32 protein-coding genes, 1 tRNA gene and 1 other RNA gene are annotated in these 25,078 nt (G+C 64.6%); 18 read left to right on the top strand and 16 right to left on the bottom strand.

Features of this window, described 5'->3' with window-relative positions:
- Positions 1–201 precede the first annotated feature (201 nt).
- Entirely contained in the window at positions 202–2,601 is a 2,400-nt protein-coding gene (gene lon / locus ACFB49_RS01025; RefSeq protein ID WP_380874892.1) for an endopeptidase La, read from the bottom strand.
- Positions 2,602–2,782: 181 nt separating this feature from the next.
- Between lon and ACFB49_RS01020 the strand changes: the two genes are divergently transcribed.
- Together ACFB49_RS01020 and ACFB49_RS01015 are read left to right on the top strand one after the other, a co-directional pair.
- On the top strand, positions 2,783–3,307 hold the full coding sequence (locus ACFB49_RS01020; RefSeq protein WP_380874891.1) for a hypothetical protein: 525 nt from the start codon (positions 2,783–2,785) through the stop codon (positions 3,305–3,307).
- A 91-nt stretch (positions 3,308–3,398) separates the two neighbouring features.
- On the top strand, positions 3,399–5,009 hold the full coding sequence (locus tag ACFB49_RS01015) for a GMC family oxidoreductase (protein ID WP_380874889.1): 1,611 nt from the start codon (positions 3,399–3,401) through the stop codon (positions 5,007–5,009).
- Positions 5,010–5,066: 57 nt separating this feature from the next.
- Here the strand turns inward: ACFB49_RS01015 and ACFB49_RS01010 are convergent, their stop codons facing one another.
- From ACFB49_RS01010 to ACFB49_RS00985, 6 genes are all read right to left on the bottom strand, one after another.
- Complete coding sequence (locus ACFB49_RS01010; protein WP_380874887.1) at positions 5,067–5,357, bottom strand: GIY-YIG nuclease family protein; 291 nt, start codon at positions 5,355–5,357, stop codon at positions 5,067–5,069.
- 130 nt (positions 5,358–5,487) lie between these two features.
- Complete coding sequence (gene clpX, locus ACFB49_RS01005) at positions 5,488–6,756, bottom strand: ATP-dependent Clp protease ATP-binding subunit ClpX (RefSeq protein WP_380874885.1); 1,269 nt, start codon at positions 6,754–6,756, stop codon at positions 5,488–5,490.
- A gap of 109 nt (positions 6,757–6,865) precedes the next feature.
- On the bottom strand, positions 6,866–7,540 hold the full coding sequence (gene clpP / locus ACFB49_RS01000) for an ATP-dependent Clp endopeptidase proteolytic subunit ClpP (RefSeq protein WP_380874883.1): 675 nt from the start codon (positions 7,538–7,540) through the stop codon (positions 6,866–6,868).
- A 72-nt stretch (positions 7,541–7,612) separates the two neighbouring features.
- Positions 7,613–8,551: a glycosyltransferase family 2 protein gene (locus ACFB49_RS00995; protein ID WP_380874881.1), complete on the bottom strand. Its 939-nt coding sequence runs from the start codon at positions 8,549–8,551 to the stop codon at positions 7,613–7,615.
- A 108-nt stretch (positions 8,552–8,659) separates the two neighbouring features.
- On the bottom strand, positions 8,660–10,285 hold the full coding sequence (gene tig, locus ACFB49_RS00990; protein WP_380874880.1) for a trigger factor: 1,626 nt from the start codon (positions 10,283–10,285) through the stop codon (positions 8,660–8,662).
- Positions 10,286–10,352: 67 nt separating this feature from the next.
- Positions 10,353–10,437, bottom strand: a tRNA-Leu gene (locus ACFB49_RS00985).
- A 100-nt stretch (positions 10,438–10,537) separates the two neighbouring features.
- Here ACFB49_RS00985 and ACFB49_RS00980 point away from each other — a divergent pair.
- Complete coding sequence (locus tag ACFB49_RS00980) at positions 10,538–10,678, top strand: hypothetical protein (RefSeq protein WP_380874878.1); 141 nt, start codon at positions 10,538–10,540, stop codon at positions 10,676–10,678.
- Position 10,679: 1 nt separating this feature from the next.
- Here the strand turns inward: ACFB49_RS00980 and ACFB49_RS00975 are convergent, their stop codons facing one another.
- Entirely contained in the window at positions 10,680–11,270 is a 591-nt protein-coding gene (locus ACFB49_RS00975; protein ID WP_380874877.1) for a DUF924 family protein, read from the bottom strand.
- Between ACFB49_RS00975 and dapF the strand changes: the two genes are divergently transcribed.
- Genes dapF through ispZ form a run of 4 tightly spaced genes read left to right on the top strand, consistent with a single transcriptional unit; the run spans position 11,269 to position 15,024 of the window.
- The gene (gene dapF, locus ACFB49_RS00970; RefSeq protein ID WP_380874876.1) at positions 11,269–12,063 is read left to right on the top strand and encodes a diaminopimelate epimerase; all 795 of its coding nucleotides are present in this window, start codon (positions 11,269–11,271) and stop codon (positions 12,061–12,063) included. The two genes, ACFB49_RS00975 and dapF, sit on opposite strands and share 2 nt — an antisense overlap.
- Entirely contained in the window at positions 12,060–13,487 is a 1,428-nt protein-coding gene (gene mtaB / locus ACFB49_RS00965) for a tRNA (N(6)-L-threonylcarbamoyladenosine(37)-C(2))-methylthiotransferase MtaB (RefSeq protein ID WP_380874875.1), read from the top strand. Before dapF ends, mtaB begins: the two co-directional genes overlap by 4 nt.
- Positions 13,484–14,407 (top strand): signal recognition particle-docking protein FtsY, encoded by a 924-nt coding sequence (gene ftsY / locus ACFB49_RS00960; protein WP_380874874.1) that lies wholly within the window; start codon positions 13,484–13,486, stop codon positions 14,405–14,407. The genes mtaB and ftsY overlap by 4 nt, the downstream gene beginning before the upstream one ends.
- Positions 14,407–15,024, top strand: a complete 618-nt coding sequence (ispZ, locus tag ACFB49_RS00955; protein ID WP_380874873.1) for a septation protein IspZ — start codon at positions 14,407–14,409, stop codon at positions 15,022–15,024. The genes ftsY and ispZ overlap by 1 nt, the downstream gene beginning before the upstream one ends.
- A gap of 141 nt (positions 15,025–15,165) precedes the next feature.
- On the opposite strand, the gene ACFB49_RS00950 is transcribed toward ispZ, so the two are convergent.
- From ACFB49_RS00950 to pspF, 3 genes are all read right to left on the bottom strand, one after another.
- Positions 15,166–15,498, bottom strand: a complete 333-nt coding sequence (locus ACFB49_RS00950; protein ID WP_380874871.1) for a hypothetical protein — start codon at positions 15,496–15,498, stop codon at positions 15,166–15,168.
- A gap of 90 nt (positions 15,499–15,588) precedes the next feature.
- Positions 15,589–16,215, bottom strand: a complete 627-nt coding sequence (locus ACFB49_RS00945) for a superoxide dismutase (RefSeq protein ID WP_380874870.1) — start codon at positions 16,213–16,215, stop codon at positions 15,589–15,591.
- A 256-nt stretch (positions 16,216–16,471) separates the two neighbouring features.
- On the bottom strand, positions 16,472–17,521 hold the full coding sequence (pspF, locus tag ACFB49_RS00940; RefSeq protein ID WP_380874868.1) for a phage shock protein operon transcriptional activator: 1,050 nt from the start codon (positions 17,519–17,521) through the stop codon (positions 16,472–16,474).
- A gap of 195 nt (positions 17,522–17,716) precedes the next feature.
- Between pspF and ACFB49_RS00935 the strand changes: the two genes are divergently transcribed.
- The 10 genes from ACFB49_RS00935 (at position 17,717) to ACFB49_RS00890 (ending at position 21,868) form a co-directional block, all read left to right on the top strand.
- The gene (locus tag ACFB49_RS00935) at positions 17,717–18,226 is read left to right on the top strand and encodes an energy transducer TonB (RefSeq protein WP_380874867.1); all 510 of its coding nucleotides are present in this window, start codon (positions 17,717–17,719) and stop codon (positions 18,224–18,226) included.
- 83 nt (positions 18,227–18,309) lie between these two features.
- A complete protein-coding gene (gene pspA / locus ACFB49_RS00930) occupies positions 18,310–18,984 on the top strand; it encodes a phage shock protein PspA (protein WP_380874865.1) in 675 nt (224 codons plus the stop codon).
- Between the two features lie 7 nt (positions 18,985–18,991).
- Positions 18,992–19,309: an envelope stress response membrane protein PspB gene (pspB, locus tag ACFB49_RS00925; protein WP_380879793.1), complete on the top strand. Its 318-nt coding sequence runs from the start codon at positions 18,992–18,994 to the stop codon at positions 19,307–19,309.
- Between the two features lie 30 nt (positions 19,310–19,339).
- Positions 19,340–19,720 (top strand): envelope stress response membrane protein PspC, encoded by a 381-nt coding sequence (gene pspC / locus ACFB49_RS00920; protein WP_380874864.1) that lies wholly within the window; start codon positions 19,340–19,342, stop codon positions 19,718–19,720.
- 37 nt (positions 19,721–19,757) lie between these two features.
- A complete protein-coding gene (locus ACFB49_RS00915; protein ID WP_380874862.1) occupies positions 19,758–20,051 on the top strand; it encodes a hypothetical protein in 294 nt (97 codons plus the stop codon).
- 66 nt (positions 20,052–20,117) lie between these two features.
- Positions 20,118–20,447, top strand: coding sequence for a hypothetical protein (locus ACFB49_RS00910; RefSeq protein ID WP_380874861.1), 330 nt, complete (start codon positions 20,118–20,120; stop codon positions 20,445–20,447).
- 30 nt (positions 20,448–20,477) lie between these two features.
- Entirely contained in the window at positions 20,478–20,729 is a 252-nt protein-coding gene (locus ACFB49_RS00905) for a hypothetical protein (RefSeq protein ID WP_380874859.1), read from the top strand.
- 16 nt (positions 20,730–20,745) lie between these two features.
- On the top strand, positions 20,746–20,988 hold the full coding sequence (locus ACFB49_RS00900; RefSeq protein WP_380874857.1) for a hypothetical protein: 243 nt from the start codon (positions 20,746–20,748) through the stop codon (positions 20,986–20,988).
- An 83-nt stretch (positions 20,989–21,071) separates the two neighbouring features.
- Complete coding sequence (locus tag ACFB49_RS00895) at positions 21,072–21,494, top strand: SufE family protein (protein ID WP_380874855.1); 423 nt, start codon at positions 21,072–21,074, stop codon at positions 21,492–21,494.
- The gene (locus ACFB49_RS00890) at positions 21,491–21,868 is read left to right on the top strand and encodes a hypothetical protein (protein WP_380874853.1); all 378 of its coding nucleotides are present in this window, start codon (positions 21,491–21,493) and stop codon (positions 21,866–21,868) included. The genes ACFB49_RS00895 and ACFB49_RS00890 overlap by 4 nt, the downstream gene beginning before the upstream one ends.
- 96 nt (positions 21,869–21,964) lie before the next feature.
- Here ACFB49_RS00890 and ACFB49_RS00885 read toward each other — a convergent pair whose 3' ends face one another.
- The 3 genes from ACFB49_RS00885 to rnpB form a co-directional block, all read right to left on the bottom strand.
- Positions 21,965–22,270 carry a hypothetical protein gene (locus ACFB49_RS00885; protein WP_380874851.1) on the bottom strand — a complete coding sequence of 102 codons (306 nt, stop codon included), beginning with the start codon at positions 22,268–22,270 and terminating at the stop codon, positions 21,965–21,967.
- Entirely contained in the window at positions 22,267–22,794 is a 528-nt protein-coding gene (locus ACFB49_RS00880; RefSeq protein WP_380874850.1) for a J domain-containing protein, read from the bottom strand. Before ACFB49_RS00880 ends, ACFB49_RS00885 begins: the two co-directional genes overlap by 4 nt.
- Positions 22,795–22,846: 52 nt before the next feature.
- Positions 22,847–23,231: RNase P RNA component class A (rnpB, locus tag ACFB49_RS00875), an RNA gene on the bottom strand.
- 99 nt (positions 23,232–23,330) lie between these two features.
- On the opposite strand from rnpB, the gene ACFB49_RS00870 reads away from it, so the two are divergent.
- Positions 23,331–23,462 (top strand): entericidin A/B family lipoprotein, encoded by a 132-nt coding sequence (locus ACFB49_RS00870; RefSeq protein WP_380874848.1) that lies wholly within the window; start codon positions 23,331–23,333, stop codon positions 23,460–23,462.
- A 1-nt stretch (position 23,463) separates the two neighbouring features.
- Here the strand turns inward: ACFB49_RS00870 and ACFB49_RS00865 are convergent, their stop codons facing one another.
- Positions 23,464–24,156, bottom strand: coding sequence for an N-acetylmuramoyl-L-alanine amidase (locus tag ACFB49_RS00865; protein WP_380874846.1), 693 nt, complete (start codon positions 24,154–24,156; stop codon positions 23,464–23,466).
- On the bottom strand, positions 24,153–25,046 hold the full coding sequence (locus tag ACFB49_RS00860; RefSeq protein WP_380874845.1) for a DMT family transporter: 894 nt from the start codon (positions 25,044–25,046) through the stop codon (positions 24,153–24,155). Before ACFB49_RS00860 ends, ACFB49_RS00865 begins: the two co-directional genes overlap by 4 nt.
- Positions 25,047–25,078: the final 32 nt, after the last annotated feature.

Here is a 25,078-nt window from a genome sequence, read left to right as displayed (position 1 = left end):
GCATCTAAGAACAGCGGCCATACCGGTGTCAAAAGGAAAAACGCGCCTAAATCGCGGGATTCACGGGGTTGGTCCCGTTTTGGGCACGGGCTGATTCCCGCGCCTTTCCGAATCATGCTGCACGTTGCGCTGCACAAAAGAGAAGCGCGGCCCCGAACCATGTTCGGAGCCGCGCGTGTTTCGCTCGCGATGCGGGGCGAATCAGTGGTGGATGGCAGGCGCCTCGCCGCCCGCCAGCGGCGGCACGGGCTGGCTGGCAAGATCATCCGCTTCGGTCCAGTCGATCGCCGTGACGGGCTGGGCGAGCGCCAGCGCCAGCACCTGATCGACATGGCTGACGGGCGTGATCTTCAGGCCTTCGCGGATGTTGGCCGGGATCTCGGCGAGATCCTTCTCATTCTCCTGCGGGATCAGCACATGGGTGATGCCGCCGCGCAGTGCCGCCAGCAGCTTCTCCTTGAGGCCGCCGATCGGCAGCACGCGGCCGCGCAAGGTCACCTCACCCGTCATCGCAATCTCGCGCCGGACGGGAATGCCGGTCAGCGACGAGACAATCGCGGTCACGATACCGATGCCTGCCGACGGACCATCCTTGGGCACCGCGCCTTCCGGCAGGTGGATATGGACGTCCTTGCGGCTTATCAGGCTCGGCTTGATGCCGTAGCTCGGGGCACGCGCCTTGACGAAGGTGAAGCCGGCCTGGACCGATTCCTTCATCACGTCACCCAGCTTGCCGGTGGTGGCGACGGCGCCCTTGCCGGGGATCGTCACCGCCTCGATGGTCAGCAACTCACCGCCGACCTCGGTCCAGGCGAGGCCGGTCACGGCGCCGATCTGGTCCTCCTCCTCACCAACGCCGAAGCGGAATTTCCGCACACCGGCGAAGTCGGCCAGGTTGTCGGGCGTGATCTCGATCGTCTCGGCCTTGCCCTCAAGGATGCGGCGCAGCGCCTTGCGGGCGAGCTTGGCGATCTCGCGCTCCAAGGTACGGACACCAGCCTCGCGGGTGTAATAGCGGATCAGGTCGCGCAGACCGGCTTCGGTCAGCGTGAATTCGCCGGCCTTCAGCCCGTGTGCCTCGATCTGCTTGTCGACCAAGTGCGCCTTGGCGATCTCAACCTTCTCATCCTCGGTATAGCCTTCGAGCCGGATGATCTCCATGCGATCGAGCAGCGGCTGCGGCAGGTTCAGCGAGTTGGCGGTCGTGACGAACATCACGTCCGACAGGTCGATATCGACCTCCAGATAATGATCCTGGAACTTGCTGTTCTGTTCCGGGTCCAGCACCTCGAGCAGCGCCGAGGCCGGATCGCCGCGGAAATCCTGACCGAGCTTGTCGATCTCGTCGAGCAGGAAGAGCGGATTCGATGTGCCGGCCTTCTTGAGGTTGGTGACAACCTTGCCCGGCAGCGAGCCGATATAGGTGCGGCGGTGGCCACGGATCTCGGCCTCGTCGCGCACGCCGCCCAATGACTGACGCACGAATTCACGCCCCGTCGCCTTGGCGATCGAGCGGCCGAGCGAGGTCTTGCCGACGCCGGGCGGGCCGACGAGGCACAGGATCGGCCCCTTCAGCTTGTTGGTGCGCGCCTGGACCGCGAGATATTCGACGATCCGTTCCTTGACCTTTTCGAGCCCATAATGGTCGTCGTCGAGCACGGCCTGCGCAACGGCGATATCCTTCTTGAGCTTCGACTTCTTGTTCCAGGGCAGGCCCAGCAGCACGTCCAGATAATTGCGGACGACGGTCGCCTCGGCCGACATCGGCGCCATGGTGCGCAGCTTCTTGAGCTCCGCCGTCGCCTTGGCTCGGGCTTCCTTGCTGAGCTTGAGCTTGGCGATCTTCTGGGTCAGCTCGGCCAGCTCGTCGCCGCCCTCGCCTTCCTCGGCATTGCCCAGCTCGCGCTGGATCGCCTTCAACTGCTCGTTCAGATAATATTCGCGCTGGGTCTTCTCCATCTGCCGCTTCACGCGGCTGCGGATCTTCTTTTCGACCTGCAGCACACCCAGCTCGCCCTCCATGAAGGCGAAGGCCATTTCGAGGCGCTTGGCAGCATCGAGCTCGACCAGCAGGGTCTGCTTGTCGGCGACCTTGATGTTGATGTTCGCGGACACCGCGTCGGCCAGCCGCGACGGATCTTCGATCTGCCCGAGTTGGACAGCGGTTTCCGCCGGCATCTTCTTGTTGAGCTTGGCGTAGTTTTCGAACTGCTCGATCACCGACCGCATCAGCGCCGCGACCTCGTCGCCCTCGGCCTCGCGATCCTCGATCAGGTCGACGGTGGCCGAGAGATGATCGCCCGATTCGTCGAGCGCCGCGAGCGCGGCGCGCTGCCGCCCTTCGACCAGCACGCGGACCGTGCCATCCGGCAGCTTCAGAAGCTGCAGCACCGTGGCGACGACACCGAGATCGTAGAGCGCATCGCGATCGGGATCGTCCTCGGCCGGATCGAGTTGAGCCACCAGGAAGATCGACTTGTCCGACGCCATCGCGCTCTCGAGCGCGGCGACGGACTTGTCCCGGCCGACGAACAGGGGAACAATCATCTGCGGGAACACGACGATGTCGCGCAAGGGCAGGACGGGAAGGGTCTCGGTCATGCAAACTCCGGTGCGGATGCCGAACAGGCCACCGCTTCGATTCTCAATATATATGGGCGCGCCTTTCATCCGCATCAACGGGTGGCGTGCACGGATCGCTGTTGTGAGCCGTAAGCTGGCAGATCATTTTGATTTTATGGCGCAAACGCACAACTTACACGGGTTTCAGCAAGGTCGCCGATTGCTGATCCTGCTCGCGATATTTTTTTCCGTCCCCGTCCACGCCGCCGTCACGGTGACATTCTACTCGCGCGAGATGGGCACGCGGCTGCCGCATGCCTTCATCACATTGCATGGAACGCTGGACGCGGATGGGACGCCCGTCGACACAAGCTATGGGTTCACCGCGATCGCGCTGAGCCCCGCCATCCTGTTCGGATCGGTGCCGGGCGAGGTCCGCAGCCTCAAGCCCGATTATATCGCCGAGAGCGACCCGCATGGGTCGGTCGTCATCAGTGACGAGGAATATGCACGGCTGATGGCGGTTGTGGAGAAGTGGCGGACCAAGCCTGGCAAATCCTACAACCTCAACCGCGAGAATTGCGTCCATTTCGTTGCCGAGATCGGCCGGTCGATCGGCATGGACGCGCCCGATGTCCCCAAGCTGATGAAGCGGCCGCGATCCTTCATCGTCGGGATGATCGATCGCAACCAGGCGTGGATCGCCGCCCGCACCGCCAGTCCGGGGATGATTGCCGCCCACTGACTACGCGAAGCGCGGCCATATTTCACAAATACTGTCGTTTTGCGTTCCAGAACGCCCGTGCTAATCGCCGGATGAGGGATGGGAGCAGGCGATGAAGCACGGCAGTTACGACTATATCGTCGTCGGGGGCGGGTCCGCCGGCTGCGTGATGGCCGCGCGACTTTCGGAAGATGGCGACGCCAAGGTGCTGCTGCTGGAGGCGGGCGGGCGCGACGGCAGCCTGTTCATCCGCGCGCCGGGCGGGCTGCTGCCGATCCTGCATCTCGGCTGGTTTTCCTGGATGTACGAAACTGTGCCGCAGGCCCATTGCGACGGCCGGGTGATGGTTTCGCCGCGCGGCAAGGTGCTCGGCGGCTCCTCCTCGATCAACGGCATGATCTATGATCGCGGCGCCGCCGAGGATTATGAGCGCTGGCGGCAGATGGGCAATGAAGGCTGGTCCTTCGCCGACGTCCTCCCCTATTTCCGCAAGCTCGAAAGCTATGAGCGCGGCGCCGATGCCTGGCATGGCAGCGACGGGCCGGTGCGGGTCAGCCGGCCGGGGATCAACCATCCGCTGTCCAGGGCGTTCGTCGAATCGGCGATCGCGGCGGGGCATGAATGGAATGAGGACAGCAATGGCGCCACCCGCATGGGCGTCGCCCCGGCCGACGTGACGATCGGCCGCGGCAAGCGATCCTCCAGCGCCGCCAGCTATCTGAAGCCCGCACGCAAGCGCGGCAACCTGACCGTGGTTACCGATGCCCGCGCGACCCGCATCCTCTTCACCGGCAGCCGCGCCACCGGCGTCGAATATCTCCGTGGCGGCCAGGTGCAGCGCGCTTATGCCGGCAGCGAGATCATCCTGTCATCGGGCGCGATCGTATCGCCGCAACTGCTGATGCTGTCGGGCGTCGGCCCGGCCGAGCATCTCCGCAGCCATGGCATCGCCGTCGTCGCGGACCTGCCCGGCGTCGGCGAGAATTATCGCGATCATCTGGCGGTATCGGTGAAGCATGCCTGCACCGTGCCGGTGTCGCTCTATAATTTCATCAATCCGGTCGCCGGCGGCATGGCAGTGGCGCGCTATGCGCTGGGGCTTGGCGGCCCCCTCGCGCAATCGAGCATCGAGGCGATCACCTTTGCGAAAGCCATTCCCGACGTCGCCGATTCGGACATCAAGATCCATTTCGCCATGGCGCTCTACGAGAATTTCGGGCGAGAGATCATCAAGCGCCACGGCTTCTTCGCGCATATCGACATCCTGCAGCCGGACAGCACGGGCACGCTGCGCCTGCGCTCGGCTGATCCGATGGCCGCGCCTTTGGTCGACCCCAATATCCTGTCCACGACACGCGACCGGCAACTGGCGCGCGAAGCGATCCGCCGTGCCCGCGAAATCTTCCGCCAGAGCCCGCTCGATCCCTATCGCGGCGAGGAACTGAACCCCGGCGCCGATGCCGTGTCGGACGCCGATCTGGACACCTATGTCCGCGCCACCGCATCGGCCGATATCCACACCGTCGGCACCTGCCGGATGGGGCGTGACGCGATGGCCGTGGTCGATCCCCAGCTCCGCGTCCACGGCATTGAAGGGCTGCGCGTCGTCGACGCCTCGGTGATGCCGCGCCTCGTCAGCGGCAACACCAATGTGCCGACGATGATGATCGCGGAGAAGGCGGCGGACATGGTGCGGGGAAGGACGCTGAGCGCGGCGGCTTAGAGGTCCGGTGCAATGCCCCCTTTCGTCATGCCAGCGAAAGCTGGCATCTCAGGCGGCTTATACGAGATGCTCTGCCAAATCGTGCCACCCCGGATTGGACTTCTCGATCAACTCGATCGTCCACTCGCGGCGCCACGCCTTCAGCGCCTTTTCGCGCGCGATCGCTTCCTCAATCGTAGAATGCTCCTCGACCAAGACGAGCCGGTCGAGATTGTAGCGGCGACAGAAGGCCGCGCCGATACCAGTCCTGTGCTGTGAAATCCGCGCGGCAAGATCGGCTGTCACGCCGACATAGAATGTGCCGCGCGGCTTATTGGTCATGATGTAGGTCCAGCCCCCGCGGATCATGGGGCTGAGCGTAGCGCCTCACGCACGAGATGCCAGCTTCCGCTGGCATGACGTGGGGGATGCCGCCTGAGACCCCAGCTTTCGCGGGTGACGTTAGGGGCGGTACGTGGCGCGCAGAGCGCCCGGCAGCTCAAGCCGCCGGGCTGGCTTCCTTGCCCTTCTTGGCGAAGACGCGGACGGGTTCCTTGCGGCCTTCGACCACGTCCTTGTCGACCATGATTTCGTCCACACCGTCCATCGACGGCAGATCGAACATGGTGTCGAGCAATATGCCTTCGAGGATCGAGCGGAGGCCACGGGCGCCGGTCTTGCGGTCGATCGCCTTGCGGGCGATGGACGACAGGGCGTCGTCGTTGAAGCCGAGCTTCACGTCCTCCATCTCGAACAGCTTCTGATACTGCTTCACCAGCGCGTTCTTCGGCTCGGCGAGGATCTTCACCAGCGCCGGCTCGTCGAGATCCTCGAGCGTCGCGATCACCGGCAAACGGCCGACGAATTCGGGGATCAGGCCGAACTTCAGCAGATCTTCCGGCTCGCACTGGCGCAGCACCTCGCCGGTGCGGCGTTCTTCGGGGGCCGCGACATAAGCGCCGAAGCCGATCGACTTGCCCTGCAGGCGATCGCCGATGATCTTTTCCAAGCCCGAGAAGGCGCCGCCGCAGATGAACAGGATGTTGGTCGTGTCCACCTGCAGGAATTCCTGCTGCGGATGCTTGCGGCCGCCCTGCGGCGGCACGGAAGCAGTGGTGCCTTCCATCAGCTTCAGGAGCGCCTGCTGCACGCCCTCGCCCGAAACGTCGCGGGTGATGGAGGGGTTGTCCGCCTTGCGGCTGATCTTGTCGATCTCGTCGATGTAGACGATGCCGCGCTGCGCACGCTCGACATTATAGTCGGACGCCTGAAGCAGCTTCAGGATGATGTTCTCGACATCCTCGCCGACATAGCCCGCTTCGGTGAGCGTGGTGGCATCGGCCATCGTGAATGGCACGTCGAACGTCTTCGCCAGCGTCTGTGCGAGCAAGGTCTTGCCGCAGCCGGTGGGGCCGACGAGCAGGATGTTCGACTTGGCAAGCTCGACATCGGCGCCCTTCGCGCCGTGGGCAAGCCGCTTGTAATGGTTATGGACCGCGACCGAGAGCACGCGCTTGGCCTGGCTCTGCCCGATCACATAATCGTCCAGCACCTTGCAGATTTCCTGCGGGCTCGGAACGCCGCCGTCCTTCTTGCTGACGAGCGCCGACTTCGTTTCCTCGCGGATGATGTCGTTGCAGAGTTCCACGCACTCGTCGCAGATGAACACGGTCGGGCCGGCGATGAGCTTGCGCACCTCGTGCTGCGACTTGCCGCAGAACGAGCAGTAGAGAGTGCTCTTGGAATCGCCGCCACTCAGTTTCGTCATACTTCTTTCCTTCGGCCCGAAACGCCGGCCGTTCGCTTGTCAGCCATCCTAAACCCGGTTTTTCCCGGCGGGCAATGCCGAATCTGTCACAGCCCGCCGTAGAATGGGTTTACGCGGCCGCGGCTTCTTCCGCAGGCGCCGGGCGCTTATCGAACACTTCGTCGATCAGACCGAAGGCCTTGGCCTCGTCCGCTTCGAGGAACTTGTCGCGATCCATCGCCTGCTCGATCTCTTCGATCGGCTTGCCGGTATATTTCGCATAAAGCGAGTTAAGGCGATGGCGCATCCGGAGAATTTCCTTCGCCTGGATCTCGATATCGCTCGCCATGCCCTGCGCGCCGCCCGACGGCTGGTGGATCATGATCCGCGAATTGGTGAGCGCGACGCGCATCCCCGGTTCACCCGCGGCGAGCAGGAAGCTGCCCATCGAGGCGGCCTGGCCGATGCAAACGGTGCCAACGCGGGGGCGGATATATTGCATGGTATCGTGGATCGCGAGACCCGCCGTCACCACGCCGCCCGGCGAGTTGATATACATGAAGATGTCCTTCTTCGGATTCTCGGCTTCGAGAAACAGAAGCTGGGCGGTGATGACCGAGGCCATATGATCCTCGACGCCGCCGGTCACGAAGATGATCCGCTCGCGCAGCAGCCGCGAATAGATGTCGAAGCTGCGCTCGCCACGGTTGGACTGCTCGATGACGATCGGCACGAGCGCGCCGGTGATCGGGTCGGCGCGGAACCCCGGAGGAGTGAACTGGCCGGTCTCGAACGGATTGTGCATGGGAAGATCCAGGTCCTTATGCTTTTCTGTCGTTCCCGAACATCGGCGTTCAGGAAGACGAGTTCAAGGGGGTTAAGCCCCCGGTGCGGGGAAGGAAAGATAGGCAAGCCGCCGCACCTCGCGCCGGCCACGGACCACCGTATCGAGGATGAGCCCGCAGAAGCCGTTGAGGAAGGCGAGGATCATCAGCCCGGTCGAAAGGATCGCTGTCGGCATGCGTGGCACGAGGCCGGTCTGCGCGTAGGTGATGGCCAGCGGAATCGCGAGAAGCACCGCGAGTGCAGCCAACGCGATACCGATCGCGCCGAAGAACAGCACCGGCCGCTCGATGCGGAACAGGGTCGCGATCGTCTTCAGGATGCGCCAGCCGTCGCGATAGGTGGACAGCTTCGACACCGACCCTTCCGGCCGCGCGCCATAAGCGGTCACCAGTTCGGCCACCGGCATCCGGAGTTCGAGCGCGTGGACGCTGATCTCGGTCTCGATCTCGAAGCCTTCGGAGAGGACCGGGAAGCTTTTCACAAAACGGCGCGAAAACACGCGATAGCCCGAAAAGATGTCGCTGAAACTGCGGCCGAACAGGCGCGCGAGCATGCCGGTAAACAGCCGGTTGCCGAGCCGATGGCCGCGGCGATAAGCCTCCTCCACCTCCGACTGGCGGGCGCCGACGACCATGTCGAGCCGGTCGTCGACCAGCATCTGCACCATGCGCGGCGCGGCCGACGCATCATAGGTCGCGTCGCCATCGGCCATCACATAGATGTCAGCATCGACATCGGCGAACATGCGGCGGACGACATGGCCCTTGCCCTGCATCCGCTCCGTCCGGACGATCGCACCGGCGGCGGCAGCCACCTCGGCCGTGCCGTCGCTGCTGTTATTGTCGAAGACATAGACCATCGCCTGCGGCAGCGCAGCGCGGAAGGAGGCGACCGTGCCGGCAATGGCGGCCGCCTCATTATAACAGGGCAGGATCACCGCGATGCGCAGCGGGGCGAGGTCGGCATGCATGGCGGGCGTGTCTAGCGGCGAAAAGTGAATATGTCCCCACGATCCTTCACCCGCGAAAAAGAAAAGGCCGGCGGAAACCGCCGGCCTCTCTTTTCATCGCCGTGAAGATTATTCCGCGGCCTTCTTCTTGGCCGGGGCCTTCTTCGGCTTGGCCGGCGCTTCCGCGGCAGCTTCCTCGGCCGGAGCTTCGGCCTTCTTGGCCGGGGCCTTCTTCGCCGGAGCCTTCTTGGCGGCGGGCGCTTCCTCGGTCACTTCAGCCGGGCCGGCCTCGGCTTCCTTGGCAGCGACCTTCTTCGGCGCGGCCTTCTTGGCCTTGGGCTTTTCGGCATGATCATGGTCGTGGTCATGATCATGGTGGTCATGGCCGCAGCCCGGGCCGTGGACATGGCCGCTGCCGATGCTGTCGTCATCGGCCTCGATCGCCGCTTCCAGCTCGGTGCGGGTCACGCCGCGATCGCTGATCTCGGCCTTGTCGAACAGGAAGTCGACGACCTTGTCCTCATAGAGCGGAGCGCGGAGCTGCGCGGCAGCCATCGGGTCCTGCTGGACATATTGGATGAACCGCTCACGATCCTTCGGGTTATACTGCTGCGCGGCCTGCATGATCAGGCGCTGCATCTCCTGCGAGGAGACCTCGACGCCATTCTTCTGGCCGATTTCCGAAAGCAGCAGGCCCAGGCGGACGCGGCGCTCGGCGATCTTCTGATAGTCGTCGCGGTCCTTTTCCATTTCCGCGCGGGCGGCTTCGGGATCGGCCTCATGCGTGGCTTCATGCTCGAGCTGCTGCCAGATCTGGCCGAATTCGGCCTCGACCATCGTCGGCGGCACCGGGAAGTCGTGGCTCGCGGCGAGCTGATCGAGCAGCTTGCGCTTCATGTGGGTGCGGGTGAGGTTGTTGAGTTCCTGCGCGACCTGATCCTTGAGCAGGTTGCGGAGCTGATCGATGCCTTCCAGGCCCAGGCCCTTGGCGAACTCGTCGTCGGCGACGGTTTCCTTGGTCTTCTTGATCTCCGTGACCTTCACCTCGAACACGGCCGGCTTGCCCTTGAGATTATCGACCGGATAGTCGTCGGGGAACGCGACCTTGACCGAACGGGTGTCGCCCGCCTTGGCGCCGATGAGCTGGTCCTCGAAGCCCGGGATCAGGCGGCCCGAGCCGATCTCGATCGACATCGCCTCGCCGGTGCCGCCTTCGAAGGCGACGCCGTCGACCGAGCCGGCGAAGTCCATGACCACCAGGTCGCCCGCGGCGGCCTTGTGGGTCTTGCCGGTCTCTTCATAGCTCTTCTGCTGCGAAGCGATGCGGTTGACGGCCTCGTCGATCTCCTCGGCGGTCGGCTCGACGGTCAGGCGCTCGAGCTTCAGGCCGTCGATGGCCGGGGTCGGCACGTCGGGCAGAACTTCCAGGCTGACCTTGATCTCGGCATCCTTGCCGGCCTCATAGCCATCGGTCAGTTCGACCGCCGGCTGCATCGCCGGTCGCAGCTTCTGCTCGGCGAGGAGCGACTGGACGCCTTCCTGCACCGCCTTGTTCAGCGCTTCCTGCTCCAGCGCGGGGCCGTGCATCTTCTTGACAAGGTTGGCGGGCACCTTGCCGGGACGGAAGCCCGGCATGCGGATCTGCGGGGCGACCTGCTTCACCTCGGCGTCGACGCGCGCGAGAATGTCCTTGGCCGAAATCGTCAGCGTGTAGGCGCGCTTCAGCCCCTCGTTCAAAGTCTCGACAGTCTGCATCGGATTATTCCAGAGCCTTCCGGGTTGAATTTCGTTGGCGTCCGCCCGCGCGCTTGTGGCGCGGAGCTGGTGCGGGCGAAGGGACTCGAACCCCCACATCTTACGATACCAGAACCTAAATCTGGCGCGTCTACCAGTTCCGCCACGCCCGCAGGGACCGCCGGTCGGCGGGGTCTATAGCAGGAGACACGCGCGGGGCAAGCTGGAACGGCGGCGGATGACGCGGCGTTGGTGCCGAAGGAGGACATTTCCATGGCCAGCGCACCGCCCGACCCGCATCCCGACAGCCCGCCAAGCGGCCCGAGCGAGCATCCCGACCAGCTCACGCCGGCGGGGGAGCCCGCGCGGGAAGCGCCCATGATCCCCGCGGACGAGCCGGCGCAGCCGGAATGAACTAGAAGCCCGCCCCCGGCGCTTTCAACAAATCCGTTTCCGCGACGGTGCTCTTCCGCCCCAGCGCGTCGTTGCGGCCGGGGAAGCGGCCGAAGCGGGCGATCTGCTCGCAATGGAGCCGGGCGTACGTGGCTGATTCTTCGGTGACATCGTCGAACAGGTCGAGCGAGCGCAACTGCTCGTCCAGCCGCTCGCAATGCATCAGAGGCATGTAGAGGAACTGCAACTCCTCGGCGCTGAAGCCTTCGTCCCAACCCTTGCAGATCGCCTCGTTCGTCAACGCGCGGGCGAGCGGGTCATTGGCGAAGGCATCGGCCCTGCCCCGTCGCGTGTTGCGGGAAAACTGGTCGAGGACGAGGATCGCCGCCAGCAGCGTGCGGGGCTGCGCGCGCCAGATTGCAGCGTGGCAGCCGGCGATCTCGTCGATCAAGCTGCCGAAACGCGCCGCTATTTCCGCGTCGAGCGCGTCATCCTTGGCGAAGCGTTTCGCCGCAGGGGTCTCGACGAACCAGAAGTGCAGCACCTCCTCGGCCTGCTTCTCGATCGCCTCTTTGTGGACTTCCGCCGTCCGGGTGCCTAGATCGCGCGCCATGGCGCTTCGCTTTCACAAGATGCACGGGTTAGGCAATGATTTTGTCGTCGTCGACGCGCGTGAGCGGCCCGTCGAGATCGATGCAGATCGGGCACGAGCGATTGCCGACCGCCATCTCGGCATCGGGTGCGACCAGATCATCCTGATCGGCCCCGGCGACGATACCGACGTTTCGATGCGGATCTGGAACGCCGACGGCTCCGAAGTTTCCGCCTGCGGCAATGCGACGCGCTGCGTGCCGGTGCTGGTAGGCCGCGACGTTTCGATCCGCACGCCGGCGGGCGTGCTGCTGGCGGCGCTCGAAGGCGATGGCGCGACCGTCGACATGGGGCTGCCGAACTTCGACTGGAACAAGATCCCGCTGGCCTATGCCATGGATACGCGCGCCTTGCCGCTGGCGTGGGGCGAGCTTGCGCATCCGGCCGCGGTGAATGTCGGCAATCCGCACCTCGTTTTCTTCGTGCCCGACACCAATGCCGTGCCGCTCGAAACGCTGGGGCCGGAGATTGAATATGATCTCGCCTTCCCGGAGCGGATCAACGTCAATGTCGCGCATATCCTGGCACCCGATCATCTGGTGATGCGCACCTGGGAGCGCGGCGCCGGCCTGACGCGCGCCTGCGGCACCGGCGCCTGCGCGACTTTCGCGGCCGGACGGCGGCTCGGCAAGCTGGCGCCGTCGGTGCGGCTCGACCTGCCCGGCGGCAGCCTGCGCCTGGCCGAAGGGGCCGAAGGCCAGTTGCTGATGAGCGGCCCCGCCACACACGTCTTCACCGGCGAGGCCGCGCTTTGAGCGGAGCCGAGCTCATCACCTTGGGCTGCCGGCTCAACATCGCGGAAAGCGAGGCGATGCGCGTGGCTGCGGGGGACGCGGAAAACCTCGTCATCGTCAATAGCTGCGCAGTGACCGCGGAAGCGGTGCGCCAGGCGAAGAAGGCGATCCGCCGGGCCCATCGCGCCCGCCCCGACGCGCGGATCGTGGTCACTGGCTGCGCGGCGCAGACCGAGCCCGGAACCTTCGCGGCCATGCCCGAGGTGAGCCGGGTGGTGGGGAATGCGGAGAAGTTGAACCCCGCATCGTTCCATTTTCCATCCCCCCCTCCAACTCCGTCATCCCAGCGAAAGCTGGGATCTCAGGAGGCAAAAGTGGGCGATCAGCCGCACGAGATCCCAGCTTTCGCTGGGATGACGCATGCTGCGGAGCGGGCCGAAATCCGCGTCTCCGATATCTTCGCGGTTCGCCAGACGACACCGCATATGGCGGCCGCCTTTGCCGAGCATGCCCGCGCCTTTGTCGAGGTGCAGAATGGCTGCGACCATCGCTGCACCTTCTGCGTGATCCCTTATGGCCGCGGGAACAGCCGATCACTGCCCGCAGGTCTCGTCATCGACCGGATCAAGGCGCTGGTCGATGCCGGCCATCACGAGGTGGTGCTGACCGGCGTGGACCTGACCAGCTATGGCCCCGATCTGCCGGGTTCGCCGACCTTGGGGATGCTGGTCGAGCGTATCCTCACGCATGTGCCGCAGCTCGAACGACTCCGGCTTTCGTCGCTCGACTCGGTCGAGATCGACGATCGGCTGTTCGAGATCATCACCGGCGAGCCGCGGCTGATGCCGCATCTTCACCTGTCGCTGCAGGCGGGCGACGATATGATTCTCAAGCGGATGAAGCGCCGCCACAGCCGCGCGCAATCGGTGGCGATCGTCGAACGGCTCAAGGCGAAGCGGCCGGAGATCGCGATCGGTGCCGACCTGATCGCCGGCTTCCCCACCGAGGATGAGGCGATGGCGGCGAACACGCGCGCGCTGATCCACGATTGCGACGTGGTGTTCGGCCATATCTTCCCTTACTCCCCGCGGCCCGGCACGCCGGCGGCGCGGATGCCGCAGCTTGATCGCGAGACGATCCGCGATCGGGCGAAGACGCTGCGCGAGGTGGCGGAGGCGCGGCGCGCGGCGTGGCTTGATTTGCAGATGGGCACCGTCCAGCGCGTGCTGATCGAACGCGACGGCGAGACCGGCCATGCCGAGAATTTCGCGCGCATCCAATTGCGTCATCCCAGCGAAGGCTGGGATCTCTATCCTTCGGGCGAACGCCCAGCGGCACGAGACCCCAGCCTTCGCTGGGATGACGGCAAGAGTTTCGCCTGCCAAATCCTTCCCGTCCGCATCACCGGCCGGGTCCAAGACACCCTCATCGCGGAAGCCGCATGAACGATACCCCCTGGCACCAGAAGATCCTCGGCGGTTTCCGCCGCACGTCGGACAAGCTTGGCGAGAATCTCACCGGCCTGTTCACCAAGGCGCAGCTCGACAAGGCGACGCTCGACGAGATCGAGGAAGCGCTGATCGCGTCCGACCTCGGCCCCGTCACCGCCGCAAAGGTGCGCGAGCGGCTTTCGGAGGAGCGTTACGAAAAGGGCCTGACCGAGAATGAGGTGCGCGAGATCGTCGCGCAGGAAGTCGCCAAGATTCTTGCGCCTGTCGCTAAGCCGCTGGAGATCGAGGCGTTCCCGCGCCCGCAGGTGATCCTGGTGATCGGCGTCAACGGATCGGGCAAGACCACGACCATCGCCAAGCTGGCCCATTATCTGAAGGAGCAGGACTATTCGGTCATGCTCGTCGCCGGCGACACCTTCCGCGCCGCCGCGATCGGCCAGCTCAAGATCTGGGCGGATCGGGTCGGCGTGCCGATCATCTCCGGCCAGGAAGGCGGCGACGCCGCGAGCCTCGTCTATGAAGGGGTGAAGCAGGGCACCGCGACCGGCATCGACGTGCTGATCGTCGATACCGCCGGTCGTTTGCAGAACAAGGCTGGACTGATGGACGAGCTGACGAAGATCAGACGAGTCCTGGGCCGGCTGAACCCGGAGGCGCCCCACGACGTTGTGCTCGTGCTGGATGCGACGACGGGACAGAACGCGCTCAACCAGATCGAGGTGTTCCGCGATTCCGCGGGCGTTACCGGTCTGGCGATGACGAAGCTCGACGGCACCGCGCGCGGCGGCGTGCTCGTCGCCGCGGCGGAGAAATACGGCCTGCCGGTCCATGCGATCGGCGTGGGCGAAGGGATGGATGATCTGAGGCCGTTCGACGCGGTGGAAGTCGCGCGGGCGATAGCGGGTGTGAAATAATGACCGACACGACGGCCACTCCGGCCAAGAAAAAGAATGGCGGCGGGCTGGGCCTGCTGCTCGATTTCGGGCCGCTGCTCGTCTTCTTCCTCGCCTATAAGTTTTACGGCGTGTTCGTGGGCACCGCGGTGTTCATGATCGCGATCTGCGCGGCCGTGCTCGTGTCCAAGATCCGCCTGGGCCATGTCTCGCCGATGCTGTGGCTGACGGCGGTGCTGGTGATCGGCTTCGGCGGGCTCACCATCTATCTGCACGACGAACGCTTCATCCAGATCAAGCCGACGATCATCTATGTCGGCCTGGCCGGGTTGCTGTTCATCGGCCTCGCACGTGGCAAGCCGATGCTGAAATATGTGCTGGAAGCCGCCTATGACGGACTTTCCGACGCCGGCTGGCTGAAATTGTCGCGCAACTGGGCGTGGTTCTTCCTCGCCATGGCGGTCGCCAATGAGGTGCTGCGTTACAGCGTCTCGTTCGGCGACTGGCTGACGATCAAGACCTGGGGGCTGACCTTGGTTTCGATCGTCTTCGGCATCGCGCAACTGCCGATGCTGATGAAGAACGGGCTGACGGTGCCGGAGGCCGAACAGGCACCTCCGGTCCCGCCGCAGGGCTGAGGGCGCTAGCTCGGTTAGAGCCCGTTTGTCCCGAGCGAAGTCGAGGGACCGCCCGAGCGCAGCCGAGGGCTTCTCGACTGCGCTCGAAGACGCGTCTCGACTTCGCTCGACACAAACGGAATGGGGACCGCCCGTTCCCGTTCACCAGCCGCGATAATAGTTGCCGTCGCGGCGATAGCGGTCGTCGCGCCAGCCATCGTTGCGGCGGTCACCGCGCCAGCCGCGGGTGTCCCGATAATGTTCGCGCCGCGCCTCGCGCAGATTGCGCTGATAATCGCGGCGGGCTTCCCAGACGTCGCGACGGCTGTCGGCGCGACGCAGATCGCGGCGATAATCGCGCTCAGCTTCGCGCACATCGCGCTGATAATCCTGCCGGGCATCGCGGCGGTCATCCCAGCCGCGCGCCTGCGCAGCAACCGGGGTGATGGCGACAAGGCCCGCAATGAAGCCCAGAGCCAGGCTGATCTTACGCATATCCACTCTCCTTCTGCCTGCCGGTGAAGCTGGCGGAAGAAGAGTGAACTGCTGCTTTATCGCCTGTTTATAACAGGTTCAGGCGTAGGCTTATTGCTTCTCGTCGGCGCGGGAAACGCCCTGTCCGTCGAGATTCTGCGAAACGAAGTCCCAGTTCACGATGTTCTTGAGCACCGTTTCGGCGAACTTCGGCCGGGCGTTGCGATAGTCGATATAATAAGCATGTTCCCACACATCGAGCGTCAGCAGCGGCGCGCCGGCATCATGCACAATCGGCGTATCGGCATCGTGGAAAGAGGTGACGACCAGCTTGTCGTCCTTCAGCAGCAGCCACGCCCAGCCGCTGGCGAAATGGCCCACGGCCTCGGCCGCGAGCTTTTCTATCAGGACATCGGTCGAACCGAAGCCCGCGTCGATCAGCCCCTGCAGCTTGGCGGACGGCTTGGTCGAGCCGGCGGGCGCGAGGCTGTTCCAGAAGAAGGTGTGGTTCCAGATCTGCGCGGCATTGTTGAACAGGCCTTTGTCGCCCGTGTCCTTGGCCTTCTTGGTCACGTCGACCAGCGACAGGCCGGCGAGCCCCTTCTCGTCGATCCAGCCATTGACCTTGTCGACATAGGCCTTGTGATGCTTGCCATGATGATAGTCGAACGTCTCGGCCGACATGTGCGGCTCCAGAGCGGACTTATCGAACGGCAGCGGGGGAAGAGAGAAAGCCATTATTACCTCCGGGGGTGTGACGCACGGACCCTCTAACGAACCGCTCGGAGATTTGTCGCCGTAATTTTCTTGATCTGCTGACAAGAAATTTCGATCGCGAAATCAGTTCGATCGGAAGCCGCGTTAACCGCGCTTCCTACCGTCACCCTGAACTTGTTTCAGGGTCCATGCGAACCGACTGCTGCGGGCGCGGCGATCAATTTTCGAACGGCCTCATATGGATGCTGAAACAAGTTCAGCATGACAGCCCCGTGCATCAATCCGCCCGGCGATCGAGCAATTCGTGCCGTCGAAGGGCATGGCGAAGCTGATCATAGGTGAGCTTGAGCGCCACCGCCGTCGCCCGCTGATTGAAGCGGCAACGCCGCAGCGCAGCTTCGAGCAACGCCTTTTCATGCGCATCGCAGGCGACGCGGAAATCATCGCAATCATAGTTTGTCGCGGGCGTTGCCGCGGCGGGCGGAGCAGCAACGACGATCGGCGTCGCATCCGCCGCCTCGGCCTGGCGCTTCGCGGCCACACCCCGCGGCCGCCAAGGTGACTCGAACGGATCGAACTGGATGGAATCGACCGGCCTCTCGGGATCATCCCAACGATAGACCGCGCGCTCGACGACGTTGCGCAACTCGCGGACATTGCCCGGCCAGTCATGCTCAAGAAGCTGCTCAGCGGCCGCGATGCCGAAGCCGGGCCAATAGGGCCAGTCGAGTTCGGAGGCCATGCGCCGGCCGAAATGATCGGCCAGCACCGGCACGTCGCCCTCGCGCACGCGCAATGGGGGCAACGTCACCACCTCGAAGCTCAGCCGGTCGAGCAGATCGGCGCGGAACCGCCCCTGTTCCACCAGCGACGGAAGATTTTCGTTGGTGGCCGCGACGATGCGGACGTCCACCTGCACCGGCCGGCTGGAACCGATCCGCGTCACCTCGCCATATTCCACCGCGCGCAGCAGGCGCTCCTGCGCGCCCGAAGACATGGTGGCGAGTTCGTCGAGAAACAGCGTGCCGCCGTCCGCTTCCTCGAACCGCCCTGCCCGCGCCTTGGTCGCGCCGGTGAAGGCGCCTGCCTCATGCCCAAACAGTTCGGCCTCGATCAGCGCTTCGGGAAGCGCCGCGCAGTTGAGCGTGATGAGCGGCCCGCTCCACCGCGGGCTCAGGCGGTGGAGGCGCTCGGCGACCAGTTCCTTGCCGGTGCCGCGCTCGCCGATCACCAGCACGGGACGGTTGAGCGCGGCCGCCCGGCTCGCCCGCTCGACGGAGTCGAGAAAGGCCATCGACTGGCCGATGAACTGGTTGTCGCGATCCATCCGCAGGCCTCGAAAAATTCCCTCGCTTATATTTGGCGTATTTTCCCAAACATTGGCAACCGTAAATCGTGCCAAGCCCCAATCGCTACGCCAAAAATGGTGGATTTCCGCCACTCACGTCAATTGGCACGCCTCCTGCAATCCATGTTGGCAACCCCGGCAAGTACGCCAGGAACAAGGTTCAGGGAGGTTATCATGCTCAGCTTCGACGCCATCGACTTGCAGCGTATCGCGGTTTCCTCGGCCGGCGCGCTGTTGCTCTCCGCCGCCTGCGTCATCGGCGCGGTCGGCCCGGCCCGTGCGGCCGAACCCAACGCCCCGCTCACCGTCGGTGACTGGCAGCGTGACGTGAACCAGCAGATCGACGCCAACCTGCGTGCACCCGCCAGCTATCGCGGTGAAGCCAAGGCTGCCACGGTCAAGCTTTCCTTCGACGCGAACGGCAACTTCGACGGCGCCAAGGTCGCCAAGTCCAGCGGCAGCAGCGCAATCGACCGTGAAGCAGTCCGCGTCGCCAACGCGATCGCCTACCCGGCCCTGCCGGAAGGGCTGCGCGGCGAAGCGCAGATCATGAAGATGCAGGTCAGCTTCGGCAGCGCCGCCAACCCGCATTATGCAGCCCGCGAACGCCAGGTGGCCGAACGCCTCGCCTCGGTGCAGAAGAAGGCCAAGCAGATCGAGACCGCCGCGCTGCCGATCGGCTGAACGGCGTAACCGGCCGGGGCGGGTTTCCCTTAGACCCGCCCCGGCCGCCCCAACGACACAGAGTTGCCTGAAGGAGTATTGAAATGGGAATCTTCTCCCGCACCAGAGACATCATCGCCGCGAACGTCACCGACTTGCTCGACAAGGCGGAAGACCCGGCGAAGATGATCCGCATGATCATCCTCGAAATGGAGGAGACGCTGGTCGAGGTTCGGGCATCCGCCGCGCGCAGCATCGCCGACCAGAAGGAGATGCGCCGCCAGATCACCAAGCTCGAAGGCGTCCAGGCCGGTTGGGTCGAAAAGGCCGAGCTTGCTTTGTCCAAGGGCCGCGAGGATCTCGCCAAGGCCGCTTTGGTCGAAAAGCAGAAGGCGGCAGATCTCGCCGAACAGCTCAATGACGAAATCGGCGTGCTCGACGAAAGCTTGAAGGCTTCGGAAGCCGATATCGCCAAGCTGCAGGGCAAGCTGCGCGAGGCACGCGCCCGCCAGAATTCGATTGTCACCCGCATCGAAAGCGCGAACAACCGCTATCGCCTGCGCGAACTGCATTCCGGCCCCAAGGTCGATGAGGCGTTCAGCCGCTTCGATATGCTGGAACGTCGCGTCGACTGGGCGGAAGGTCGCGCCGAAGCCGCCGGCATGGGCGCCGCGCCCAAGAGCCTGGAAGAAGAGATCGCCGAGTTGCGCTCTTCCGAGAAGGTCGAGGCCGAACTGGCCGCGCTGAAGGCGAAGGCCGCCGGCAAGCAGGAGGGCTGATCCGATGATGGAAGACGTCCTCCTCCCCATCACCATCGTGGGCATGCTCTTCATCGGGCTGCCCTGGGTGATCTTCCACTATGTCACCCAATGGAAGCGCTCGAGCAGCCTCAGCATCGAGGACGAAAACCTCCTCGACGAGCTCCACGACACCGCCCGTCGGCTGGACGACCGGCTCCGCTCGATCGAGCGGATCATCGCCGCCGACAATCCCGACTTCCGTCCCGGCCTGCCCGACGACCGCGAAGGGGATCGCGAACGGGAATATCGCCGGGCCGACGAGCCCGAGCGCATCGAAAACTGGCGCCGCGGCGGTCATCGCTGACCAGCTGCCGCCAAACAGGAGGGAAAAACCATGTCCGCACGCCGCACCAAATTCTATCTCGACAAGCGCCACGGCAAGATGATGGGCGTCTGCTCCGGCATCGCCGATTATACCGGGGTCGATGTCACGCTGGTCCGGGTGGGCACCGTGCTGCTCACCGTTCTCGGCGGCTTCCCCTGGACCGTGATCGCTTATTTCATCACCGGCTGGGTGGCGAACAACAAGCCCCGCGAATTCTATGACGATCCCGAAGAAGCGAAGTTCTGGCAGGGCGTCCGCGCCAAGCCCTCGGCCTCGGTTCGCGACGTTCGCAGCCGCTTCCGCGACATCGACCGCCGCCTCGCCGACGTCGAGATCTACGTGACCAGCCACAACCGCCGCCTGGCGGACGAAATCGACAGCCTGCGCTGATCACCGTCCGCAAGAGACGAAACAAGGGAGTAGGGACATGAGCTGGGGATCGCCGATATCCGTCATCGCCATCATGGCGGTCTGCTATGGCGGCTGGCTGATCAGCACCTGGATCCGCGCCAGACATGGTTATCCGGTGGAAGGGGAGTTCGGTGGCATCGCCCATAAAGGCGCGGGTCCCGACACCGATCGCAAGATCGAACTCCTCTCGGCCGAAAATGGCCAGCTCAAGGACCAGATCCTCCGGCTGGAGGAGCGGATCGCGGTGCTCGAACGAATCGTCACCGACAGAGCGAGCCGCCTGAGCGACGAGATCGAGAATCTGCGTTGATCGAACCCGGCCTGCGGTTCGTCGAAAAGGCGAAGATCGCGGCCGGGCAATAGAGAGGAACAAGGGATGGAACCCTCTAAACTTGCCTTCATTGCCGAATTCGCGCCCGTCGTCGGTATCATCGGTATCCTCGGCGTGGCCGGCTGGGTCATTACCACCTGGCTGCGCGTGAAGAACGGCTATCCGCTTGAAAATGCATGGGGCCAGGCCGTCTATCCCAAGGGCATGGATGAGGAAGTGGCGGAACGTATCCGTCTTCTCTCCACGGAGAATGCCCAGCTCCGCGCCGAACTCGGGTCGATCAAGGATCGGCTCGCCACGGTGGAGCGGATCGTGACGGACGCCAGCTACCGCCTCGATCGCGAGATCGACGCGCTGCGCGGCCCCACCAACTGACACCAAATTGAAGCCCTCAGGGAGGCTGTAATGAACCCGTTTGAAATGGTCGTGCTGATCGTTGCCATCGTCGCCTTCGCCGGCGTGATGCGCGCCCGCTACGGCGTCCGCAAGGATAAGGACGGCAACGAGCTGCCGATGCGCGATCCCGATGCGGACCGCCTGCGCGAAGAAATCAAGGCGCTCAAGGAACGCGTCGCCGTCCTCGAACGCATTGCCACCGACACCAACCGGGGCGTCGCCCTCGATCGCGAGATCGAAGCGCTGCGCCACCGCGACTGAAATGGGAGATCCGGTCATGGCCGAACCCACATTCTGGCTCACCATCGCCGCCGCCGGGCTTGCCGGCCTCGTCATCCTGACCCAGGCCATGCTCAAGGGCTGGCGCGGCTGGCTGGACCTGCAGCGGATGCAGATCGACAGCCGGCGCGAGGATCAGGCGCACGCCGCGGCCCCCTCACCCGCCTCGCGGATCGAGCTTGCCGATCTCAAGGAACGCGTCCGCAAGCTTGAAGCGATTGCCGCCGGCGTCGACCTTTGACGCCGGCAGCCCCCAAGCGCGGCTAATTTGGTCCCAAGCTGCATTCGCTTCGCACGGCCGCCGGCTTATGATAGCGGCCAGCCATGACCGCACCGACCACGATTTCCGATGCCCTGGAGGAATATGAATTCCTCGACGCCGACGACCGCTACCGCCTGCTGATCGACCTTGGGCGCGCGCTGGAGCCGATGCCCGATCCGCTGAAGACGGACGCGACCTTGGTCAGGGGATGTTCGGCGGCGGTGTGGGTCTACCCCACCCGGCTGGAGGACGGACGGCTCCATTTCCTGGCCGATTCCAACGCCGCGATCACCAAGGGCATCATCGCTTTGGTGCTGCTGACCGTGCAGGATCGCACGCCGGCCGAGATCAAGGCCGCCGATATCGAAGGGGCTCTCGCCCCGTTCGACCTCAGGAACCAACTCAGTTCCAACCGCACCCAAGGCATTCCGAACATGATCGCGCTGATCCGCGCCACCGCCGAACGCTATGGAGCCGAGGCGTGAAGCCCATTGTTCTCACGATCGGCGCGCTGCTGCTGACGGCCGCCAGCGGCGGCGGCTTCGCGATCGGCGACAAGCCGTTCCAGCAGGCCGACATCCTCGACGCCCGCGCCGAGCCCGAACTGGACGGCACGGCGGGCATCATGCTTACTTTCGAGCCAGCCGCCGCCAAGCGTCTCGAAGCGCTGACGCGCGCCAACCTGTCGAAGCCGATCACGGTGACGCTGGACGGCAAGATGATCGCGTCGCCCACCATCGCCGAACCGATCACCACCGGCGTGCTCACCATCTCCGGCGGCTTCACCGTCCCTCAGGCCGAGGAACTGGCGAAGCGCATCTCGGGCAAGGAACCGCTTCCGGAAGAGTTCGAGGAGTAACCCCAAGCCTCACACGTCATCCCAGCGAAAGCTGGGATCTCGTGACGAAGCGCGGCGTCCAGAACAACGCGATCCCAGCTTTCGCTGGGATGACGATTAGGGTTCGTTGCGCTTCAGTTCTGCTGCGACATCCTCAACCGCCGTGCCCGCCTTGACGATCAGCCACTCATCCGGCCGGCGCGTGTCGACCACCGTCACGGCATGTTTCGGGCAGACGCCGAGACAGCCGACCTCGACCACACCGATCTTCGCCTTGCGACCCTTGCCGCCGCCGATTTCCTTGCGCAGAGCCTTGGTGAGACTGGTCTTGCCCTTGGGGCCGAAGCCGCCGCCGGCCTTCTTGCCGCATTTGCGGCAGACCAGGATCGCACCCCGCCAGTCGGACCGGACGTGAGCCTTCACGCCGCGCGCCGTTCCTCTGCCTTGCGCAGCACCTCGAACGCGGCCTGGATCGCCTGGAAGCGCGTGGCGGCTTCGGCATCATCGGGCTTCACATCGGGATGGTTGGCCTTGGCCAGCCTGCGCCACGCCGCCTTGATCGCGTCGAAATCGGCATCCGACTCAAGATCGAGCACGGCCAGCGCCCGCATCTCATCGCGCGATCGGGTGCCGTCGCCCGGCCCGCCCCAGGCATAATGCTTGGAATCGGCATAACCCGAAGCCTCGCGCCGCTCCTTCGCTTCGCGGGCGGCCGCTTCCTCGGCGTTCAGCCCTTCAAAATAGTTCCAGTTACGGTTGTATTCCGCGGCATGTTCCTCGCAGAAATACCAGCGTCCCGGGCTGTTGGGGGATTTGGGTGCGGGGCGATCGCCCGGCTGGTCGCAGCCATGGCGATCACACATCCGCACCTTCGCGGCGCCCCTTTCGGAGCCATAGCCACGCCAGCGAGGAAACCCCCAGTCATTTGATCGAGACGAACGCGCCATGGGGCCCATGTAGTGCGGAGCGCCTGAACGATCCATGGCGGATCGAAGAGAAAATGCCAGGGGGCCTGTAAGCCGGGTTCTGTCCACCAGCCGAAACTGGATGGGCGACCATTCCTCTAGGACCGCGGTTGCCCGCGGCCTCAAGCAACCAACCCGGACGACGGGGCGAAGCGAGCCCATATGCCGTCCCTATTCGGTCTTGCTCCCGGTGGGGTTTGCCATGCCGTTCCGGTTGCCCGGCCCGCGGTGCGCTCTTACCGCACCCTTTCGCCCTTACCCGGAGCCGAAGCCCGCCGGGCGGTCTGCTTTCTGTGGCACTTTCCCTAACCCCAGCCTTCGCTGGGGCCGCCGGGCGTTACCCGGCACCGTTGCTTCTTGGAGCCCGGACTTTCCTCCCGCCTCCGCGAACGGAGACCGGCGGCCGCCCGGCCCCCTGGCGCGGTTCAGATAGCAGCAAAGTGGGCGAGAGCAAGATTGTCTCCGCCGCCGTCACCGTTGTAGGACCGGCGGCGAAACCAGATCGTGGAGATACGAAGTTGACGTCGAAGACCCTGAAGTGCGCGCTGATCCTGATCGCCTGCCTTGGCGCCGCCGCCTGCAATACCGTGGAAGGCATGGGCCGCGACGTAGAGTCGGTCGGCAGGACCGTCTCCGACGCCGCCAAGTAATTCAGTCCCGGCCGCGTTCGCGGTCAAGGAGCAATGAGAGCAGGATGGCCCTGCTCTCGCCATCGGCGATCCCGTCGATCAGTTCGGGCCGGAAGCGGCGCTGAAAAGCGCGAACCGCGGCCGGCCCGTCGCTGACATCATAGCCGAAGCGATCGAGCGCGAGCAGGAAGCCCGCATCCGTCCAGTGCGGATCGGCAAGATTCGTCCGCGGCCGCGCGAGCGCCAGCTTGTGCCGGGCGAGCCGATCCCAATCGAACAGTTCGCCCGGATCGACCTTGCGGGTCGGTGCGATATCCGAATGGCCGACGACGTTCGCCCGTTCGATCCGATGGCGCTTCACGATATCCGCCACGAGCGGCAGCAGCGCCGCCATTTGCTCCTCAGGGAACGGGCGATAGCCATATTCGTGGCCGGGATTGACGATCTCGATGCCGACGCTCGCCGAGTTGATGTCGGTGATGCCGCGCCAGTGCGAACGGCCGGCATGCCAGGCGCGCTGCGTCTCATCGACCAGCTTCAGCACCTGGCCGTCCTCCGTCACCACATAATGCGACGAAACCTTGGATTCCTCGCGCGTCAGCCAGTCGATCGCGGAAGCCGCATCGCCCATCCCGGTATAATGCAGCACCAGCATCGTGACAGGCAGTGCCCGATCGTCATGGTTGGGTGACGGGCAATCGATCATCTCGCTCATTCCTGCCCCCTCCGCACCCAGGCGCTACGCAGCGTGATGATGACGACGCCGGTCAGCGTCAGCAATCCCCCCGCGATCATCACCGGCGTCAGCACCGTTCCGAAGAAATAGGACGAGGCCGTCACCGCGATCACCGGTGCGGCCAGGGTCAGCGGCAGCACGGTCGAGATCGGATGGCGCTGGAGCAGCCAGGCCATGCCCCCCTGCCCCACTACCGACGATCCGAGGCCGGAAAAGAGAATCCAGCCGATATCCCGCAATTGCAGATTGGGCAGATTGTTGAACGCGCCCGGCTCCAGCGCCATGCTGAGCGGCATCAGCCCGATCACGCCGCCCAGGCCGATCCAGGCGTAGATGGTAAGCGCGGGCACATCCGCGAGCTTCCGTTGCAGCAGCGCACCGACCGCCCAGGTGAAGGTGCCCAGCGCCATCAGGATCAGCCCCGGCAATTCGTTGAACACGCCCGGATCGAACACCAGCAGTACGACCCCGCCAAAGGCCAAGGCGATGCCCAGCATCCGCGCCGCCGCGATCCGCTCGCCAAGGAAGATCACGCCCAGGATCAGTGAGAACGGCACGCCCAACTGGCCGGCGATGGCGAGCGCGCTGACATTGTCCGCCACCTGCAGCGAGAGGTTGGTGAAGATCAGGAAGATCGCACCGTTGAGGCAGGCGAGCAGCAACAATGTCCGCATCCGCCCCGGCACCCAGCGCAGGAATGGCAGGCAGGCAATCAGCACCACCGCCTGGCGCAGCCCGCCGGCGGCAAAGGGCGCGGTTGCCATCACCGCCATCTTCACGGCGATGATGTTGAGGCCCCAGGTGAGGTTGATGAACAAGGCGACGACCAGATCGCGCGGCGAAAGCCCGGCTGTTTTCTCGATCGTCATGGTGGGGCCATAACGCCGCTTCGTTACCGGGC

Origin of the sequence: Sphingomonas sp. DBB INV C78, from assembly GCF_042693015.1 — a bacterium.
In the GTDB taxonomy this organism is placed as follows: domain Bacteria; phylum Pseudomonadota; class Alphaproteobacteria; order Sphingomonadales; family Sphingomonadaceae; genus Sphingomonas_E.
Note: the sequence above shows the minus strand (reverse complement) of the source record. Positions and strands in the feature narration are given on the sequence as shown.

Coding starts and splice junctions, on each gene's coding strand:
- lon (WP_380874892.1), bottom strand. CDS start 2,601: ATGACCGAGACCCTTCCCGTCCTGCCCTTGCGCGACATCGTCGTGTTC.
- ACFB49_RS01015 (WP_380874889.1), top strand. CDS start 3,399: ATGAAGCACGGCAGTTACGACTATATCGTCGTCGGGGGCGGGTCCGCC.
- ACFB49_RS01010 (WP_380874887.1), bottom strand. CDS start 5,357: ATGATCCGCGGGGGCTGGACCTACATCATGACCAATAAGCCGCGCGGC.
- clpX (WP_380874885.1), bottom strand. CDS start 6,756: ATGACGAAACTGAGTGGCGGCGATTCCAAGAGCACTCTCTACTGCTCG.
- clpP (WP_380874883.1), bottom strand. CDS start 7,540: ATGCACAATCCGTTCGAGACCGGCCAGTTCACTCCTCCGGGGTTCCGC.
- ACFB49_RS00995 (WP_380874881.1), bottom strand. CDS start 8,551: ATGCATGCCGACCTCGCCCCGCTGCGCATCGCGGTGATCCTGCCCTGT.
- tig (WP_380874880.1), bottom strand. CDS start 10,285: ATGCAGACTGTCGAGACTTTGAACGAGGGGCTGAAGCGCGCCTACACG.
- ACFB49_RS00980 (WP_380874878.1), top strand. CDS start 10,538: ATGGCCAGCGCACCGCCCGACCCGCATCCCGACAGCCCGCCAAGCGGC.
- dapF (WP_380874876.1), top strand. CDS start 11,269: ATGGCGCTTCGCTTTCACAAGATGCACGGGTTAGGCAATGATTTTGTC.
- ACFB49_RS00975 (WP_380874877.1), bottom strand. CDS start 11,270: ATGGCGCGCGATCTAGGCACCCGGACGGCGGAAGTCCACAAAGAGGCG.
- ftsY (WP_380874874.1), top strand. CDS start 13,484: ATGAACGATACCCCCTGGCACCAGAAGATCCTCGGCGGTTTCCGCCGC.
- ispZ (WP_380874873.1), top strand. CDS start 14,407: ATGACCGACACGACGGCCACTCCGGCCAAGAAAAAGAATGGCGGCGGG.
- ACFB49_RS00950 (WP_380874871.1), bottom strand. CDS start 15,498: ATGCGTAAGATCAGCCTGGCTCTGGGCTTCATTGCGGGCCTTGTCGCC.
- ACFB49_RS00945 (WP_380874870.1), bottom strand. CDS start 16,215: ATGGCTTTCTCTCTTCCCCCGCTGCCGTTCGATAAGTCCGCTCTGGAG.
- pspF (WP_380874868.1), bottom strand. CDS start 17,521: ATGGATCGCGACAACCAGTTCATCGGCCAGTCGATGGCCTTTCTCGAC.
- ACFB49_RS00935 (WP_380874867.1), top strand. CDS start 17,717: ATGCTCAGCTTCGACGCCATCGACTTGCAGCGTATCGCGGTTTCCTCG.
- pspA (WP_380874865.1), top strand. CDS start 18,310: ATGGGAATCTTCTCCCGCACCAGAGACATCATCGCCGCGAACGTCACC.
- pspB (WP_380879793.1), top strand. CDS start 18,992: ATGGAAGACGTCCTCCTCCCCATCACCATCGTGGGCATGCTCTTCATC.
- pspC (WP_380874864.1), top strand. CDS start 19,340: ATGTCCGCACGCCGCACCAAATTCTATCTCGACAAGCGCCACGGCAAG.
- ACFB49_RS00915 (WP_380874862.1), top strand. CDS start 19,758: ATGAGCTGGGGATCGCCGATATCCGTCATCGCCATCATGGCGGTCTGC.
- ACFB49_RS00910 (WP_380874861.1), top strand. CDS start 20,118: ATGGAACCCTCTAAACTTGCCTTCATTGCCGAATTCGCGCCCGTCGTC.
- ACFB49_RS00905 (WP_380874859.1), top strand. CDS start 20,478: ATGAACCCGTTTGAAATGGTCGTGCTGATCGTTGCCATCGTCGCCTTC.
- ACFB49_RS00900 (WP_380874857.1), top strand. CDS start 20,746: ATGGCCGAACCCACATTCTGGCTCACCATCGCCGCCGCCGGGCTTGCC.
- ACFB49_RS00895 (WP_380874855.1), top strand. CDS start 21,072: ATGACCGCACCGACCACGATTTCCGATGCCCTGGAGGAATATGAATTC.
- ACFB49_RS00880 (WP_380874850.1), bottom strand. CDS start 22,794: ATGGCGCGTTCGTCTCGATCAAATGACTGGGGGTTTCCTCGCTGGCGT.
- ACFB49_RS00865 (WP_380874846.1), bottom strand. CDS start 24,156: ATGAGCGAGATGATCGATTGCCCGTCACCCAACCATGACGATCGGGCA.
- ACFB49_RS00860 (WP_380874845.1), bottom strand. CDS start 25,046: ATGACGATCGAGAAAACAGCCGGGCTTTCGCCGCGCGATCTGGTCGTC.